General features: G+C 66.9%; 14 protein-coding genes. 10 read left to right on the forward strand and 4 right to left on the reverse strand.

All coding sequences use genetic code 11. The annotated features are described in order from the left end of the window. The first annotated feature begins 58 nt into the window (after positions 1–58). Positions 59–439 (forward strand): DUF7522 family protein, encoded by a 381-nt coding sequence (locus ACZ5TV_RS00625; protein WP_379782229.1) that lies wholly within the window; start codon positions 59–61, stop codon positions 437–439. A gap of 48 nt (positions 440–487) precedes the next feature. Here ACZ5TV_RS00625 and ACZ5TV_RS00630 read toward each other — a convergent pair whose 3' ends face one another. Further along, positions 488–847 (reverse strand): response regulator, encoded by a 360-nt coding sequence (locus ACZ5TV_RS00630; RefSeq protein ID WP_379782227.1) that lies wholly within the window; start codon positions 845–847, stop codon positions 488–490. A gap of 205 nt (positions 848–1,052) precedes the next feature. Between ACZ5TV_RS00630 and ACZ5TV_RS00635 the strand changes: the two genes are divergently transcribed. From ACZ5TV_RS00635 to ACZ5TV_RS00665, 7 genes are all read left to right on the forward strand, one after another. Beyond that, on the forward strand, positions 1,053–2,084 hold the full coding sequence (locus ACZ5TV_RS00635; RefSeq protein ID WP_379782225.1) for a PhoU domain-containing protein: 1,032 nt from the start codon (positions 1,053–1,055) through the stop codon (positions 2,082–2,084). Between the two features lie 234 nt (positions 2,085–2,318). Continuing rightward, a complete protein-coding gene (tnpC, locus tag ACZ5TV_RS00640; RefSeq protein ID WP_464383947.1) occupies positions 2,319–3,776 on the forward strand; it encodes an IS66 family transposase in 1,458 nt (485 codons plus the stop codon). 43 nt (positions 3,777–3,819) lie between these two features. Further along, positions 3,820–4,002, forward strand: coding sequence for a DUF7525 family protein (locus ACZ5TV_RS00645; protein ID WP_379782563.1), 183 nt, complete (start codon positions 3,820–3,822; stop codon positions 4,000–4,002). Between the two features lie 65 nt (positions 4,003–4,067). Continuing rightward, entirely contained in the window at positions 4,068–4,292 is a 225-nt protein-coding gene (locus tag ACZ5TV_RS00650; RefSeq protein WP_379782561.1) for a DUF7123 family protein, read from the forward strand. A 189-nt stretch (positions 4,293–4,481) separates the two neighbouring features. Beyond that, on the forward strand, positions 4,482–4,910 hold the full coding sequence (locus ACZ5TV_RS00655) for a CoxG family protein (protein WP_379782559.1): 429 nt from the start codon (positions 4,482–4,484) through the stop codon (positions 4,908–4,910). Continuing rightward, a complete protein-coding gene (locus ACZ5TV_RS00660) occupies positions 4,907–5,713 on the forward strand; it encodes a carbon-nitrogen family hydrolase (RefSeq protein ID WP_379782557.1) in 807 nt (268 codons plus the stop codon). Before ACZ5TV_RS00655 ends, ACZ5TV_RS00660 begins: the two co-directional genes overlap by 4 nt. A gap of 580 nt (positions 5,714–6,293) precedes the next feature. After that, positions 6,294–7,313, forward strand: a complete 1,020-nt coding sequence (locus ACZ5TV_RS00665) for a presenilin family intramembrane aspartyl protease PSH (RefSeq protein WP_379782555.1) — start codon at positions 6,294–6,296, stop codon at positions 7,311–7,313. A gap of 263 nt (positions 7,314–7,576) precedes the next feature. Here the strand turns inward: ACZ5TV_RS00665 and ACZ5TV_RS00670 are convergent, their stop codons facing one another. Together ACZ5TV_RS00670 and ACZ5TV_RS00675 are read right to left on the reverse strand one after the other, a co-directional pair. Beyond that, positions 7,577–8,110, reverse strand: a complete 534-nt coding sequence (locus tag ACZ5TV_RS00670) for a PUA domain-containing protein (protein WP_464383997.1) — start codon at positions 8,108–8,110, stop codon at positions 7,577–7,579. Further along, entirely contained in the window at positions 8,100–11,942 is a 3,843-nt protein-coding gene (locus ACZ5TV_RS00675) for a tetratricopeptide repeat protein (protein ID WP_464383998.1), read from the reverse strand. Before ACZ5TV_RS00675 ends, ACZ5TV_RS00670 begins: the two co-directional genes overlap by 11 nt. Positions 11,943–12,043: 101 nt before the next feature. Here ACZ5TV_RS00675 and ACZ5TV_RS00680 point away from each other — a divergent pair, with 101 nt between their 5' ends. Then, entirely contained in the window at positions 12,044–13,438 is a 1,395-nt protein-coding gene (locus ACZ5TV_RS00680; RefSeq protein WP_464383999.1) for an aldehyde dehydrogenase family protein, read from the forward strand. Between the two features lie 63 nt (positions 13,439–13,501). Here the strand turns inward: ACZ5TV_RS00680 and ACZ5TV_RS00685 are convergent, their stop codons facing one another. Beyond that, positions 13,502–14,323: an HD domain-containing protein gene (locus tag ACZ5TV_RS00685; RefSeq protein WP_379783009.1), complete on the reverse strand. Its 822-nt coding sequence runs from the start codon at positions 14,321–14,323 to the stop codon at positions 13,502–13,504. 358 nt (positions 14,324–14,681) lie between these two features. Here ACZ5TV_RS00685 and dapA point away from each other — a divergent pair, with 358 nt between their 5' ends. Next, on the forward strand, positions 14,682–15,689 hold the full coding sequence (gene dapA, locus ACZ5TV_RS00690) for a 4-hydroxy-tetrahydrodipicolinate synthase (protein WP_379783011.1): 1,008 nt from the start codon (positions 14,682–14,684) through the stop codon (positions 15,687–15,689). Positions 15,690–15,763: the final 74 nt, after the last annotated feature.

Below are 15,763 nucleotides of genomic sequence, written 5' to 3' on the forward strand. Positions count from 1 at the left end.
CCGGAGCGAGATGGATACAACCCATACGCTCATGTAGGATACTCCTCTATATGGTAGCATGTCACAATCCACCAACAACCACACAGACGAACTGCTCAGCGCGGCACGAACGGCGACGGGGGACGAGCTGCGGAGTCTCACGTACTTCACCGAGGACGACATCGAGCAGCTCTACCTCCGCAGCGACCTGAGCCGAACTGCTGATCTTCTCGGATTTGCCGAAAACGAGCGCAACGGGTTCCACGCACAGTCGCTGTACGCGGACAGTCAGCTCGGAGACTACCTGTTCACCGTTCGTGTCTTCGAGAACGGATATCTCACCCGAGTGATCGCGAACGACCACGGAGTGTGGGTGACCACCGACTCGATGGAGATGGACCGCTTCGAGGAGCTCGCAAGCGCCCTCGCGGCGATACTCCGCTCGTTCGACCCGGCGTGATCGCCGAGGATCGGTCCCCACCGACCGGCGGAACGTCGTTCTCCCGGATCAGCCGAGGTGGTCCTCGAACGCCGAAAGGAGAGCGTCCGCGTCGACTGGTTTCGTCACGTATCCGTCCGCGCCGGCTTTCACCGCCTCGATCATCTTCTCCTGCTGGTCGACGCTCGTACACATCACGACCGTGGTCTCCGGGTCGTGTTCCTTGATCGCGGCAGTCGCCTCGATCCCCGTCATCTCCGGCATCACCACGTCCATCGAGACGGCGTCCGGGGCCGTTTCCTCGAACGCATCGACGGCCTCCACGCCGTTCTCCGCCTCGGCGACGACCTCGAACTCCGGCTCCAGCGCGTCCGTGATCACCGTACGTTGGAAGGCGGAGTCGTCGACGACGAGAACCCGGTTTCCCATGTCCGTCTTACCGAGTGACGCGTATATATATCCGTGGTCGACGGGAGCCTAGTCGACGCCACGGCCGATGAGCCGTAGCCACGAGACGGTCACGACATCCCTCCGACAGAACCGTCCCGATATCTCTGGTATTCCTTGTATATCTGTGCGAGCGTATAATGACCATAGGGACAACGTTAAGGTCTATCCTGTGGTATTCGAGCACATGGAAACGCGGAAGGTCCAGCGGCTCGGCCCCTCGACGCTGGCGATGACGCTCCCCGCCGAATGGGCGAAGGAGCACGGCGTGAACAAAGGTGACGAGGTATCGCTACGGATGGGCGGAAAGGGAACGCTGACGGTGTTACCCGAGTCGGTCAGTACGGAGGAGTCGGAGGCCGTGATCCACGCCGACGGACTCGACGCGCGGTCGCTGGAACGAGCGGTCGTCGCACAGTACGTGCTCGGCCGTCGTGTTATCCACGTGCGGAGCGAGGGGACGCTCGACAGTGAACACATCAACGCGGTGTACAAAGCTGAGACCCAGCTGATGGGTCTCGGCGTGATAGAGGAGACGCCGTCCGATATCTCGATCCGGTGTTCCGTCGACCCCGAGGACTTCACGCTCGACAACCTGCTCGAACGGCTCGAGAACACGGGGTCGACGATGCGCGGCGAGGCGGTGAAGGCGCTCGCACACGGCAATCCGGACCTCGCACAGCGTGCACTCAACCGGGAGCGACAGGCGAACAAGATCTTCGTGCTCCTCTTGCGGCTGATCTTCACCGCCTACCAGAACCCGAACCTCGCACGGGCCGTCGGGTTGGAGGAGGGGTTCCCGCTGATCGGCTACCGGTCCGTCGCGAAGAACCTCGAGCTCACCGCCGACAACGCCGAGGACATCGCCGACATCGTCATGGAGGCGGACGGCCACACCCTCGATGTCGACAGCGCCACGATGCGGCAGATACGCGAGTTCACCGATCAGGTGGACGAGCTCACGGCGCTCGCCGTCAGGGCCGTTGTCGAGCGGGATTACGACCTCACCGTGGAGTGTCGCGACCGGTTCGGCCGGCTCGAGGACCGCGAGCGGGAGATCCTCGACGAGCTCCCCAACGACCTCGACAACGAGACCCTACTGATGACCCGTGAGGTGCTCGTCAGCCTCCAGCACACCGCCGAGTACGCCATGCGAAACGCCGAGATCGCCGCGAATCTCGCGCTCAACGAGGCGTCCGACCACGTCGACATCATCTGAGCGGTAGCAGGGGTACGCGGACCGACCGGACTAGGGTGCCCGCTCCGACGCGGCCGTTTCTTCGTATGAACGTACGTGTTTAGCCCGGGCTGATTTCGTCACTGTCTCGTAGATAGAGACACGCGGGGGACACATGGTCCGTCAGCAGGAATCGGGAATGCCTTCTCAGGGATGGTCTCCGAGCAGCGGAGACCATCCCGTTGGCCCTGCTGTCGCCGTTCCGAGGTGGGATCGATGAGCTGGGACGATCTCACCAAGGATGAACTTCTCTCGCGGTTTCTCCAGATGGAGGAGCGAATCAACGAGTTGGAAGAAAAGCTCAACCAGAAAAATGAGCGGATCGAGGAACAGAACGAACGAATAGAGCAGCAGCAAGAGCGGATCGAAGAACTCGAAACACGCCTCCGAAAGTACGAAAATCCACACACTCCACCCAGCAAGCGACGGTCGGGGACCGACGAGTCCCCGACCTCGCAGGATGACGAAGATGACGATGTCCGAACTGACGGCGGCACTCCCGGTCGGAAGGACGGTCACGATCCGGAGTGGCGTTCTACAGCTGATCCCGACGAAGAAATCGAAGTCACCTGTGACTGTTGTCCTGAGTGTGGCGACCACTTCGACGAGTCGGTGGGCGTCAGCCCCCGACTCGTCGAGGAGATCCCTGATCCGCAGCCCCCAGAAATCACTCGGTACAACCGCCACTACTACCAGTGCGATTCCTGTGGAACAGAGACAGTTGCGGCTCACCCCGACTGCCCCGATGAGGGGCAGTTCGGGGTGAACGTCATCGCTCAATCAGCTCTGTCACGGTACGATCACCGCCTTCCCTACCGGAAGATCGCTGACCGCTTCGAGCAGCTGCATGGACTCAAACTCTCGGGTGCATCTGCGTGGCACGCGACCGAGCGCGCTGCGCGCGCCGGTCGCTGTGAGTACGAGCAGATCCGTCAAGAGATCCGAGATGCCGACGTGGTTCATATCGACGAAACAGGCATCAAACGTGACGGTGAGCAGGCATGGATCTGGACGTTCAAGACCGCTCAGCATACGTTATACGCGGTGAGAGAGAGTCGTGGGAGTGATGTTCCCGCGGAAGTCCTCGGTGAGGACTTCGCGGGAACGGTCATCTGTGACGGGTGGACGGCGTACCCAGCTTTCAGCAGCAACCTCCAGCGGTGTTGGGCGCACATTCTTCGAGAGGCTGAAGACGCCGCCGAAAAGCAGGCAGAAGGTGAACCGATCTACCACGCTCTCAGACAGGTGTACGTCGCTCTCCAGGCCCGGCTGGAGAGCGACCCAAGCCCTCGTGAGAGAGCAGACCTCCAGCGTGTGGCGCGAAGAGAGCTTGAATCGCTGATTGAACGGTCAGTACCCGACGGACCAGTGGCAACACTGCTCGGGAAGATCGAAGGAGGTCTCGACCACTGGCTCACCTTCGTCGGTGAGCCAGCGGTCTCTCCGACGAACAATGCCGCAGAGAACGCACTTCGTGAGCCAGTGGTTCTCCGGAAAATCATCGGAACGCTCCGTAATGACCGAGGAATGTTCGTTCACGAGACGATCTTGTCCCTGCTGGCGACGTGGCGCCAGCAGGGACGCAATCCATACGAAGAGCTTCGTCGAGTCGTCAGCAACAATAAGATTATCTCACGGGCTCACGCTGTGCCGGCTGTCGAGACCTCGGGGTAAACACGTACGTATGAACTAAGTGTCCACCCGCGAAGCGACGCGTATGAGCGAGGCATCCATCGGATCGGACAAGGGGATCGGCGTGACGCTCGCGTTGGCGGCCGTCGCGCTGGTCGGGGCCGTGATCCTGTTCGGCTATCCGACACAGATCGGCCGCGCGTGGGGGTTCGCGGCGGCGTTCGTTTTCGCGCTGCTTTCCGTCGTCGCAGTCCAGCTGTTCGACTGACCGCGCCCGCGATCCGGAGCCCTTGACGAGAAACCGTTAAGAACGTCAGACGCCTACATCGGGTGATGACCGAGTACACCGAGGAGGAACGGCGAATCCTCGCGTACCTCACGGACAGCGTCACTCGCGGCGAGCGGTACGTCCGCTCCCGGACGATCGCGGACGCCATCGGTCTCACCGCCAAACAGGTCGGTACCCGGCTCCCCCGATTGGCCGAGAAGGCGGACGACGTCGAGATCGAGAAGTGGGGCCGTGCGCGCTCGACGACCTGGCGCGTCACTCGCGGGTGACCGTCCGTCGGGTCTGACCGTCGTGTCGGTCGGCCCGCTTTGGTCACCTACCTCCGTCGCCGCCGCACCACCAACGCCCGTGCCGTCCCGACGCTACCGTCGTCGGGCCGGTACCACCGTCCGGACGCCGGTGTCGTCCCGACCGCCGACTCCCGTTCCTTTAATTCTCCTGGGCACCCAACGTGACGTATGACCGTCCGAGTTTCCCGGACGTTCGAGTTCGACGCACCCGCAACCGACGTGTGGGCGTTCATCTCGGACGCCGAGCAACGCGCCGAAGCCATCAGCGTGGTCGACACGTTCGAGGTCCACGGGGCCGGCCGCGCGACCTGGCACGTGTCGTTGCCGATCCCGATGATCCGGTCGACTATCACCGTCGAGACCGAGGAGATCGAGCGCGATCCGCCGAACCGTGTGAAGTTCGTCGGGAAGTCGAAGGCGTTCCGCGTCACCGGCGAACACGTGATCACGGAGACGGCCGACGGGTGTACACTGGCCAACGAGTTCGTCGTCGACGGGAGGCTCCCGGGTGTGGAGTCGTTCTTTAAACGGAACTTCGACGAGGAGCTCGACAACCTCGAAGCCGCGCTCCGGCGGTCGCTCGCACCCGACGTATGAGGATCGCCTGCATCCAGCTCGACATCGATGGGGGTGCCGTCGCCGCCAACGTCGACCGCGCCCTCGACCGGGTACGGGCGGCCGCAACGGACGGCGCGGACCTCGTCGTCCTGCCGGAGCTGTTCGATGTCGGCTACTTCGCGTTCGACGCGTACGGCCGGGCCGCCGAGAGCGTCGCGGGTGACCGCTTGAGTCGGTTCGCCGAGACCGCTGCCTCGGCCGGTGTCGCCGTGCTCGCGGGCACGGTCGTGGAGGACCTCGCCGCCTCCGCCAAAGACGGGGTAGACACGCCAGCGGCGTCGGGGCTCGCCAACACGGCCGTTCTGTTCGACGCCACGGGCGACCGTCGGTTGGTGTACCGGAAACACCACCTGTTCGGATACGGCTCCGAAGAGACGGAGCGGATGGTCCCGGGCGACCGGGTTCCGGTCGTCGATATCGATGGGGTGACGGTCGCCGTGACGACGTGTTACGACCTGCGGTTCCCCGAGCTGTTCCGACGACTGGTCGACGACGGCGTTGAGTGCGTACTCGTCCCCAGCGCGTGGCCGTATCCACGAGTTGAACACTGGCGGACCCTCGGACGCGCTCGCGCTATCGAGAACCTCGCGTACGTCGCCGCGGTCAACGGAACCGGCCGGTTCGACGACGAGGCGCTCTGCGGCCGAACCGCCGTCTACGACCCGTGGGGGACGACGCTCGCCGCCGCGGGCCCGGACCCGACGACGGTGACCGCCGAGGTCGACTCGGATCGTGTCGCGGCCGTTCGCGAGGAGTTCCCGGCGTTGCGCGACCGGCGCTGATCCGTGCCGCTCGGTGGTCTCCGAGCCTGCCCATTCCGATACCTCGTGGTTTTATACGCCGCGAAACCGTAACTATCGTTGCCGAAGTCCGACGCTTTTCTCGTCGGAGTTCGGCGAACAACGATCCACGCCCGTCCCGCCCGCACGGGCGGCGTCTCTGCGACAGCCCGGGGGTCCGCTGTCGCTCGCCGCCCGTTCACCCGCCTCCCGTCCGCTTTCGCACATCCCACCTCTTCGTCGGCTCGGGAGCCATCCGTCTCGGAGTGAACCACGTCGTTCGCCCGGTCAGCGAAGGAATGAATATCAATTCAGATAATTCGGTCGGTGGCTTCTTATTTCCCTTCGGTGTGTCGGTAAACGCCGCGGGCGCGCACTCGCCGACCACCCGTTTCGGGCATGGTCGGCCACCACTCGCTTCCACCGTCCGTCGTCCGTCGGCACCCGGTCCGGGCCCACCCGCTCCCACACCATCCCGGACCGTCTCTCGAACGGAGAGCCGTGCGAAACCTCGGCGATAGGGCTCACAGAACGGCGAGTGAAACGTAAGGACGAAACCCCCGCCGCCTGAACGGACGGTCGAATGTTCCCCCGCGAGTATCGTGGCGTCGCGTTCGCCGTCGGCCTGTTCGTCATCGTCCAGGTGGGGGCGCTGGCGCTGGTCCCGGAGTTCGACGCGAGCGGCTACCAGCCCGTCGAGAACCCACAGGACCCGACGAACAGCCTCCTCTACATCGCCGCTATCGTCGTGATGACCGGCTTCATGCTCGCGGCGTTCCGCTACGAGCTCGACTGGGCGATCCGGCTGTTGATCATCGGTGTCTCCGCGTGGCTCTCGTGGTACGTGTTCGCGGCGTTCGTTCCGCCGCTCGTCGCCGCGATCCCCGCAGTCGCGGTCGCAGTGGGGTTGTTGGTCCATCCGGAGTGGTACGTCATCGACGCCGCCGGAGTGTTGATGGGCGCGGGCGCGGCCGGACTGTTCGGGATCTCGTTCGGGTTGCTTCCGGCGCTCGTGCTCTTGGTCTTTCTCGCCGTGTACGACGCGATCTCGGTGTACGGGACCGAACACATGCTGTCGCTCGCCGAGGGAGTGATGGACCTCAACATCCCCGTCGTCCTGGTGATCCCGTTGTCGCTGTCCTACTCGCTTCTCGACGACGACTTCGCCGGCGCGAACGATGTCCACGAGGGCGATGTGGAGGAGTTCGACACGGACGGGAACGGCACCGGTGAGGATACGGACGAAAGCGACGCGAACGACGACGATGCGGACGGTACCACCGAGGACGGGGACGGTAGCCGTGATGCGTTCTTCATCGGGCTCGGCGACGCCGTGATCCCGGCGGTGCTGGTCGCCAGCGCAGCGCGGTTCTCCCCGGCCGAGGCGCTTCCGTTCGCCGCTCTCGAGATCAACCTCCCTGCGGTGCTCGCGATGCTCGGGACGGTCGTCGGGCTGCTCGTGTTGATGCGCTGGGTGATGAAGGGCCGCGCCCACGCCGGGCTCCCGCTACTAAACGGCGGCGCCATCGGCGGCTACCTGATCGGTTCGTTGCTTGCCGGCGTGTCGCTCGTGGACGCGCTGGGACTCGGCGTCGTGATCTAACTACCGCCCCGAGACGGACCGTCGTCGGACCGCCGGTTTATAAGTGATCGTCCCGCTCGCGACGCGGTGTTTATACCTGACCGATCGGTGTTACTGGGCGTCTCTCGTCCCGTTTCGAACCCCTCCCCCGCACCGATACGGACCGTATCCCGTTTCGCTCCGGATTACAGCCGTGCCTCCGTGAAAACGGATCTCGGGCCGGCAGTAGGGGGATAGTGGGACCGAGTTCGTTTATATATGGCCCCTCGAACAACGTGGCGCACTTATAAATCGTCGGGGAGGGTCTCGGCGGGGACCTCGTGGCCGGCACCGTGACGGACCTTGACCGCGACGCCGGCATCGAACGCGAGCGCCTCCGCGCCGGACAGCTCCGCGCGACCGACCGCGAACAGCGTGTCGTCGGCGTCGACGACGATCGCTTCGTCGCCGGGACGGAGCCCGTCGTCGGCGGCGGTCACGAACTTCGCGAACGCGTTCCGGCCGTCGCGCACGTACGGCTCGCTCTCGGAGCCGACGACGACGCGATGGCTCGGCTCGGGGAACGCGTCCTGTAGCCGGCGTGCGCCCGCGGTTCCGAGCGTGAACCGGCCGTCGGTACCGTACGAGACCAGCCGGTCACCCTCGGGGCTCCCCGGCGTGTCGTCGACGTCGCCGTCGATGATCTGTCGGGGTCGCCCGCCGCTCGACCGGCGGATGGTGATCGGTTCGTCCACCGGGAACAGCGCCTCGCCGGCCCCCGCGCCGAACTGGTAGTCGGCGCCGACGCGCAACTCCGCGAGGTCCTCGCTATCGCTCATGCTCGGGGTTCTCCTGCCGTTCGGAAAGCGATTCCGACACGGTCTCGACCGCGTCGGAGTCGGTCGCGTCGTGGCCGGTCACGTCGTCCCGGTCCTCGTTCCCGCTTTCGGCGCTGTCCCCGATTTCGGTGTCGTTATCACCCCCGATCCGCCACCGTGTCGCGATCCGACGGCAGGTCTCGGCGTCGAGATAGGTTCCGTCACGTAGCGTGAGGTCGTCCGCCGCGCCGGCCGTGACGGCGGGCCCGATGTCTCGGTCCGACAGCAGGTGTGACAACCGCTCCGCCGCGGCGACGATCGCCCGCGCACACTCGAACGCCAGTGCCTCCGTGAGGGCTTCGGTGAGCCGCTCGATGGCGAGGTCGTCGTCGCCCCGCTCCGCGGCGACGGCACCGAGCGCGGCGAGTATCTCGGTCTGTTGTCCAGTGAACCCGCCGGACTCGGCCGCCTCGAGGGCGTCTGTGAGCGACGACTCCGCCTCCGCGAGCATCCCGCGTTCGAGCGATATCGTTCCGCGAACGCGACCGAGCTCGGCGGTCCGTTTCAACCCGGCGTGACCTTCGAGCAGGGCCGCGGCCCGGTCGAGCGTCCGGTCGGCTTCGTCGAGGTTCCCGCGTTCGAGCGCGACCTCGGCGAGCGCGGTGAGCACCATCGCCCGCCGGTGGTCGGCGTCTCCCCCCTCGAAGGCGGCGAGCGCGTCCCGAAGGTGTCGTTCCGCTCGGTCGAGCTCGCCGGCCGCCAGCGCGGCGGAGCCGAGCCCGGTCAGTGCCATCCCCCGGTTCGGCTCGGAGCCGACCCGCTCGGCGAGCGACTCGACCTCACGGTACCGCTGGCGGGCGCGGGAGGCCTGACCGCGCTGCTCGGCGATCGCCCCGAGGTTCAAGAGGACGATCGTCTCCCGGTGTGTGTCGCCGACGGTTCGGTAGCCGTCGAGCGCGCGCCGCCCGGCGCGTCTCGCCGCCGAGAGGTCCCCCCGCCGCCGATACGTCACGCCGAGGTTCGCCGACACGTTCGCCGCCCCGTGGACGTAGTCGTACGCACGGAACAGCTCGCGCGCGTACCGGTAGTGAGCGATCACGGTCTCGCCGCCGTCCATCGAATCGAGCGCGTTCGCGACGAGCATCAGACTCTTCGCGACCGCGATCGGGTCGCCGAGCGCCGCAGCGATAGCGTACGCGCGGGAGTTCGCCTCGTAGGCGGTTTCGTAGTCGCCGGCGAAGTGGGCCGCCTGTCCGCGCCCGCGAACCGCCGCGGCGAGCCCCTCCCGATCGCCCGCGTCGTCGAACAGCTCGGCCGCCCGGTCGAAGTGGTCCATGGCGACGTCGTGATCGCCACGTCGGCGGGCGACGTCTCCGAACCCGCGCTGTCGTTTCGCCTCGCCGATCGCCGACGCCGGCCGCCACGCGTCGAGGGCCTCCGTCGCGCGTTCGAGGTCGCCCGCGTCGATGTACATCCGGGTGATCCACTCCGGGGGGCGCTCCCGGAGCGCGTCCGGACACGCCTCGGGGAGATCGATCCAGGAGTACCGGACGCGGCCGTACAATCCCGCGAGCCGGGGAAAATCGCGCCCGACACCGTACACCGCCCGGGTCGTCGTCGCAGCCCACTCCGCGGGGTCGCGTTCGATCTCGTCGATCGCGGGAGCGTCGCCGCCGAACACCCGTCGGATCCGCGACCGCCTGGCGGGGTCGTCGGCGAGCGAGAGCAGGCGCGTCACCACGCGACCTACCCGCCGGGCGACCACGGGCTCCGGGTCACGTTCCAACAACCGCTCCAAGAACAACGCCGACCACTCCTCGTGAACGAGTCGAGTCGAGCCGTCTGGGGCGGACACCAGCACCGTTCCCTCCAGCCGTTCGAGGGCACGTCGGATAGCGTCGGGTCCGGTTCCGGATGCGTCACTCGCGTCGGAACGCAAGTTCGCGTCGGAACCGGCGATCGATCCGTCTGCGGACTCGCCCGTCCCGTCGAGGAGGGCGTACGCGAGCGAGCGAACGTCGTCGGCACCGGCGACGTTCAACACGGTAAGGAGCGTCGCCACGTCCATCGTCGGGGCGGGGCGGCCGGCGATCTCCCGAACCGCGCGGGCGACTTCGTCCTCCAAGGCGCTCCGCGCCGCCGGCTCCCCGCGGATCGGTGCGACCGAATAGGCGAGCCGGTGGACCAGCCGCGACACCTCTCCCTGACTGCTGTGTCCGCCGCCGTCCGCACCGCCGTCCTCCTCGCCGGCGCCTCCGACGCCGATCGCCTCCTGTAGGGTCGTCGGGTCCGCCGTGAGGGACGCGTCGGTCGTCGTGTCGACGTGATCGATGAACCGCTCGACCTCCTGCGCGTCGAGCCGGGGCATCCGAACCGTTTCGACCACCCGTCGGTACGCGAGGTCCGCGGGCGAAAGCGACAGGTCGTCGGGGTCGTCGTACGCCGCCTCGCGGGCATCGAAGAGGAACGAGACGTCGGAGCGCTCGGCGAGTCCTCTGGCTACCGTCATCGTTCGCGCCGCCTCGGGATCGACCACGTCCTCGACGACGACGAGAGCGTGTCCGTCAGCCGCGGAGGCACGCTCACGGAGCGTCTCGACGGCGGTGAACGTCCCCTCGGCGTCGCCCCGACGGTACAGGACCGGGCCGCGACCCGACCGATGCCAACGGACCGCGACATCCCGACACACCGTGCTCTTGCCGCTTCCCGGCGGGCCGACGAGGGCGTGGTCCGTCCCGTCGTCGAGCCCCGTGAGGAGTCGGTCGGCGATCGCCTGACGGCCGTCACCTTCAGGGGTCGGCGCGGTTCGTTCGACGACGTGGCCGGCCGCGACCTCGGCGAAGCTGGGCGAGGCGCGGAGGGGACCCGTCGGGTCCGCCTCCCTCGTGAGGCGGTCGTCGTCCAGAACGCTGAACCCTTGTGCAGTCAGGGACATCCCGTCGGCGGCGGCCGTCCGACCGATGAACCCGCCGGGTGCCGTATCCCCGCCGTCGTTTTCGGAGAGGTCGGCGAGCTCGCCGGTCACTTCGTCCCCGTCACTCGCGAGCGACCGGACACGGCTGCGCGCCCACTCGATCGCCGCCGAGTCGGTCGACTCGGTGATCCCGTGAAGTCCGCCCTCGTCGTCGAACACGAGGGTGAGACATACCCCATCGGTGACGACGATCCCGACATCGACGCGGTCGGTGGTGGCGACAGTCGTGCCGGGGGCGCTCGCGACGGCTGCGATGTCGGCAGGGAACCGGGTTCTCGCGTGGCGGTACAGCGCGTTGTCGAGGACGAGCGTAACGCCGTTTTCACCCGTTCCAGGGTCGACATGTATCTCCCCGTCGGTACTGTTACCACTGCCCGGTCCATCGCCGCTGGCGAGGTTCCGAAGCCGATCGAGGAGTCGGGGATACGGAAGGGTCGGCACGGCGATGTCGGCGACCGTCGCGTCGACGACAGCGCTGTCGAGCCGTTCGAGCGGTCGGTACGGGTCGGGGCCGGCCGCGCGATACGTGTCTGCATTACGGAGGGCGACCGGGGAGAGATCGATACTAGCCCCCAGCGGGGAGAGGACCTCACGGGTGTCGTCGACATCAGCCGCGGCGGTGAGGAAGTCGCGATAGCTCGACGCGAGGAGCCGCCCCGTGAGCGTCGTCCGATAGCCGTCCGTCTCGCGGGTGACGAGGCTCTCGTCTTCCAGCTCGTCGATGGCGCGGTTCACCGTCGACCGCGAACAATCCATCTCGTCGACCAGCTCGTGTTTCCGGAACGCTCCGCCGGAGAGCGTCTCAAGGAAGTCGAGCCGCCGCTGTACGACCTCGACGAGCGCCGGCGGGTCGTCCATGTATCTGCTGAGTGGTACCATTCCCCATTATCATAACTGTTTCTCCTCGGAGATGTCGTTTCAGGGGGTGACATGATACATCACGGGGTGAGAATATGACGGATGCGGACACACGATAGTCTATGACTGGAGACGTTACGACGGATGACGGGCCGGCGGGACGAGTCGTAAACGCGGTGACGGATGCCAGATCCGCGGGGAGCGAGCTGGCCGACACCGACGATCGCGAGCTGACAAGCGTCGTGGAGGCGGTCGGCGACGCGCTGACCGACCCGGATACCGTCGCACGACTCGGACGGATCGCGGCCGACGAGACCGGACGCGGACACCCGGACGCGAAAGCCGAGAAGATAACCACGGTGTTGCGGGGCGCACGGTCCACGGTTCAGGAACGCGCGACGACCGGGGTGATCGACCGCGACGGGCAGCGAGGAACCCTGACTGTGGCTCGACCGGTCGGGGTCGTCGGTACCTCGGTCCCGGCGACACACCCGGTTGTCGTGCCGGCCGTCGTCTCGCTGTACGCGCTGGCCGGCCGCAACCCGGTCGTGTTCGCACCGTCCCCGTCAGCGATGGAGACCTGTGATGTCGTCGTCGAGACCGTCCAACGCGCGCTCTCGCGGACCGGCGTTCCGCCGGAGTCCGTCTCGACGGTCCCCGCACCCGCGTCGAAGCCGAGCACTGACTCGCTGTTCGAGCTGGTCGACCTCGTCTGCGCGCCGGGTCCCGAGACGACGGTTGCCGCGGGGCAGCGCTGTGGCACCCCTAACCTCTGTACGAGTGCTAACGGGCTTGTCTCCGTCGCGGACGGGACCAACCCGGCGACCGACGTGGCGACACACGTCGCTGTCGGTGCCACCTACGACTTCGGGTCACACCCCGCCGCCGACGCGGCGGTCGTGGCGACGAGCGACACGGTCGGCGACCTGTTGTCCGCGCTTCGGTCCGAGGGCGGGTACGTCCTCGGCGAGCGTGAACAGGACCGACTCCGGTCACTCGTGACGCGCGAGAACGGCGGGCTCCCCGAGGCCGCGTGCGGCTGTTCGCCGCGCTGGTTGACAGCCGAGCTCGACCTCCCGCCGGATGCGCGGAACGCCGCCTTCCTCGTCGCGGAACCCGTCGACCGCGACGACCCCGTGGCGACGCTCCCCGGGATCCCGGCGATCGCGGTCCACGAGCGCGACGGGTTCGGCTCGGCGCTCTCGCTCGCGGCCGACATCGGCGGGCCACACGCGGCCGCGGTCCACACGACGCGGCAACGGCGCGTCAAGCGGGCGGCGACGGCGCTCCGTGTCGGCCGGCTCGTCGTCAACCAGCCCGGGATCGCGACCGTCGGGTCGCCACGAAACGGGTTCCCGGTCACCCCGGTGCTCGGCGGCGGTGCCGACGAGGGGAGCCAGCTCGGAGGTGGGCTGGGAGTCGAGGACTTCATCGAGACGACGGCGATCGCGACCGACGCCGCACCGATCCCCGCCATGGACGGGCCAGGGGCGGGCGAAACCTGGCGCGGCCCCTGACCGGTTCGGAAAGTCCGAAGAGCGGGTCGGAGGGGATCGGGAAACACGGCTCGGCGACCCGACTCACAGCTCGATCCGTTCCACGATCGCTCCCTCACCGTTCTCCTTCGTGTTGATCGCGACGATCCGGACCTGCTCCTCCAGCAGCGACCCCTCCACTTTGGCTTTCAACAGCGAGTCGACCTGATACACGCCGGCCGCGTTGTTCATCCGGATCTCGACCTGTGCGGGGAGGTTCTCGTCCGGTTTCAAAACCACCTGCTCTATCGCCTGTGAGGAGACGGTGTTGATCCCGCGCCCGCCCTTCTCGTAGGGGACCCGTGACCGGCCCCGCTCCATATCCAGGCCGTCGGCGATCCGGATGACCCCTGCCTCGCGCGTTAGCGTCTCCTCCTCGGTGTGGTGACAGAGGATCGCGTGAAGCGTCTCGGCTTTCACGCGCACCTGCTCGGGGACGTCGTAGAACTCCGGAAGGAACCGGTCGAGGACGTCGGCCGCAAGCGGTATCGAGTAGTACGGGTGGTCGTCCCGATGGACGACGTGACCGATGTCGTGAAGCGTCGCGGCGAGCGCGATGATCACCGACTCGTCGGCCTCGTCGAGGCCCTGCTGGCGTGCACCGTTGAACTCCACGCCACCGGCCTTGAGGAGGTCGTACAGCTGGAGCGCGCGATCGCGAACGATCTCGACGTGTTTCTCTCCGTGGTCGTTGTACCCCTTCCGCGCGACCGGGTTGACGTTCTGCGCCTCCAGATACGCCTCGATCTCTGGATCGCTCGTGATCCGCTCGAGCACCGCATTGAGCCGGTCGTCGGGGAAGGCGTGGTCGGCATCGGGGTCGTACTCGCGGCGTTCGACGTGCGCGTCGTCGGCTGGCTCACTCATGGAGCCTGACAGACGGGTCGCAATGGTAAAAGCGTGTGTCGGTGGACCGGCGAGCGGCTGTATTTCCGCGTGTCGGCGTGTAGGTGTGTGTCGTGTCCACGTCCCGAGGCTACGGCAGTTCTTCGGGGAAGACACAACGTATAAGCCGGAAAACGACGTATCCGACACCGTGACTCCAACCGCGTCGGTTCGCGGCCCGCGACTCCCGACAGCGACGCGGCTCTTCTCGAAAAAACGCGCGTGACGCGTCCCCCGGCGGGAGTGGCGACCCCGTCCCGGACGACCCCCGACCCGAACGCGAACAGTCGAAACCGAATCACCGGCGAGACGCACCACTCACCGAATCCACCCACACACCATGACGACACCGACAACTACGACCCCATACACGAGAACCGACGACAGCCGAACCGACGCTGACCGGGCGGACGCCGACCGAACCGGCGACGGTCTGGCGGACGAACCGTTCGAGGGGGTGTACCCCGCGATGACCACGCCGTTCACTGGGGACGGCGAAGTCGACCACGCCCAGCTCGCGGACAACGCCCGGTACCTCGAACGGGCGGGCGTCGACGGCGTCGTGCCCGTCGGCTCGACCGGCGAGTCCGCGACGATGACCCACGACGAGCACGTCGACGTGATAGAGACGGTCCGAGACGCCGTCGACGACGTGCCGGTGATCGCGGGGACCGGCTCGAACAACACCGCGGAGGCGCTGTCGTTATCGCGTCGCGCCGCCGACGCGGGTGCCGACGGACTGTTGCTCATCTCCCCGTACTACAACAAGCCGGAGGCGGCGGGCTTTCTCGAACACTACCGGACGATCGCTGACGCCGTCGACCTCCCGCAGATAGTGTACAACGTCCCCTCGCGGACGGGTCAGTCGATACCCGTCGACGTGGTCGTCGCGCTCGCGGAACACCCAAACATCGCGGGATACAAGGCCGCCTCCGGCGACCTGAATCGCATCAGCGAGGTCGTCGAGCGGACCCGTGACGAGCGGTTCGCCGTGCTCTCCGGCGACGACGGGTTGACGCTGCCGACGCTCTCCGTCGGCGGCACTGGAACGATCAGCGTCGTCGCCAACGTCGAGCCGGAGCGGACGTGTGCGATGGTCGGCGCGGCGCTCTCGGGCGACTACGACCGGGCCCGGACGCTCCATCACGAGCTCGCGCCGCTCGTCCGCGAGCTGTTCGTCGAGACCAATCCGATCCCGGTGAAGGAGGCGATGCACATCCGCGGCCGCGGCGGTCCGGCGGTCCGGTCGCCGCTCACCCGCCTCTCCGAGAATCGGCGAGAGGAGCTCCGTGAGCTGCTGTCGGCGTACGAGGGCGACGTCCCGGAACCGGTGGAGGCGGCCGAATGACGGCCGGTACCGTCGACGCCGCTGACGATGACGTGGATGACGCCGCTGACGATGACGTGGATGACGCCGCCGAC

Source organism: Halorubrum tibetense (genome assembly GCF_055396225.1).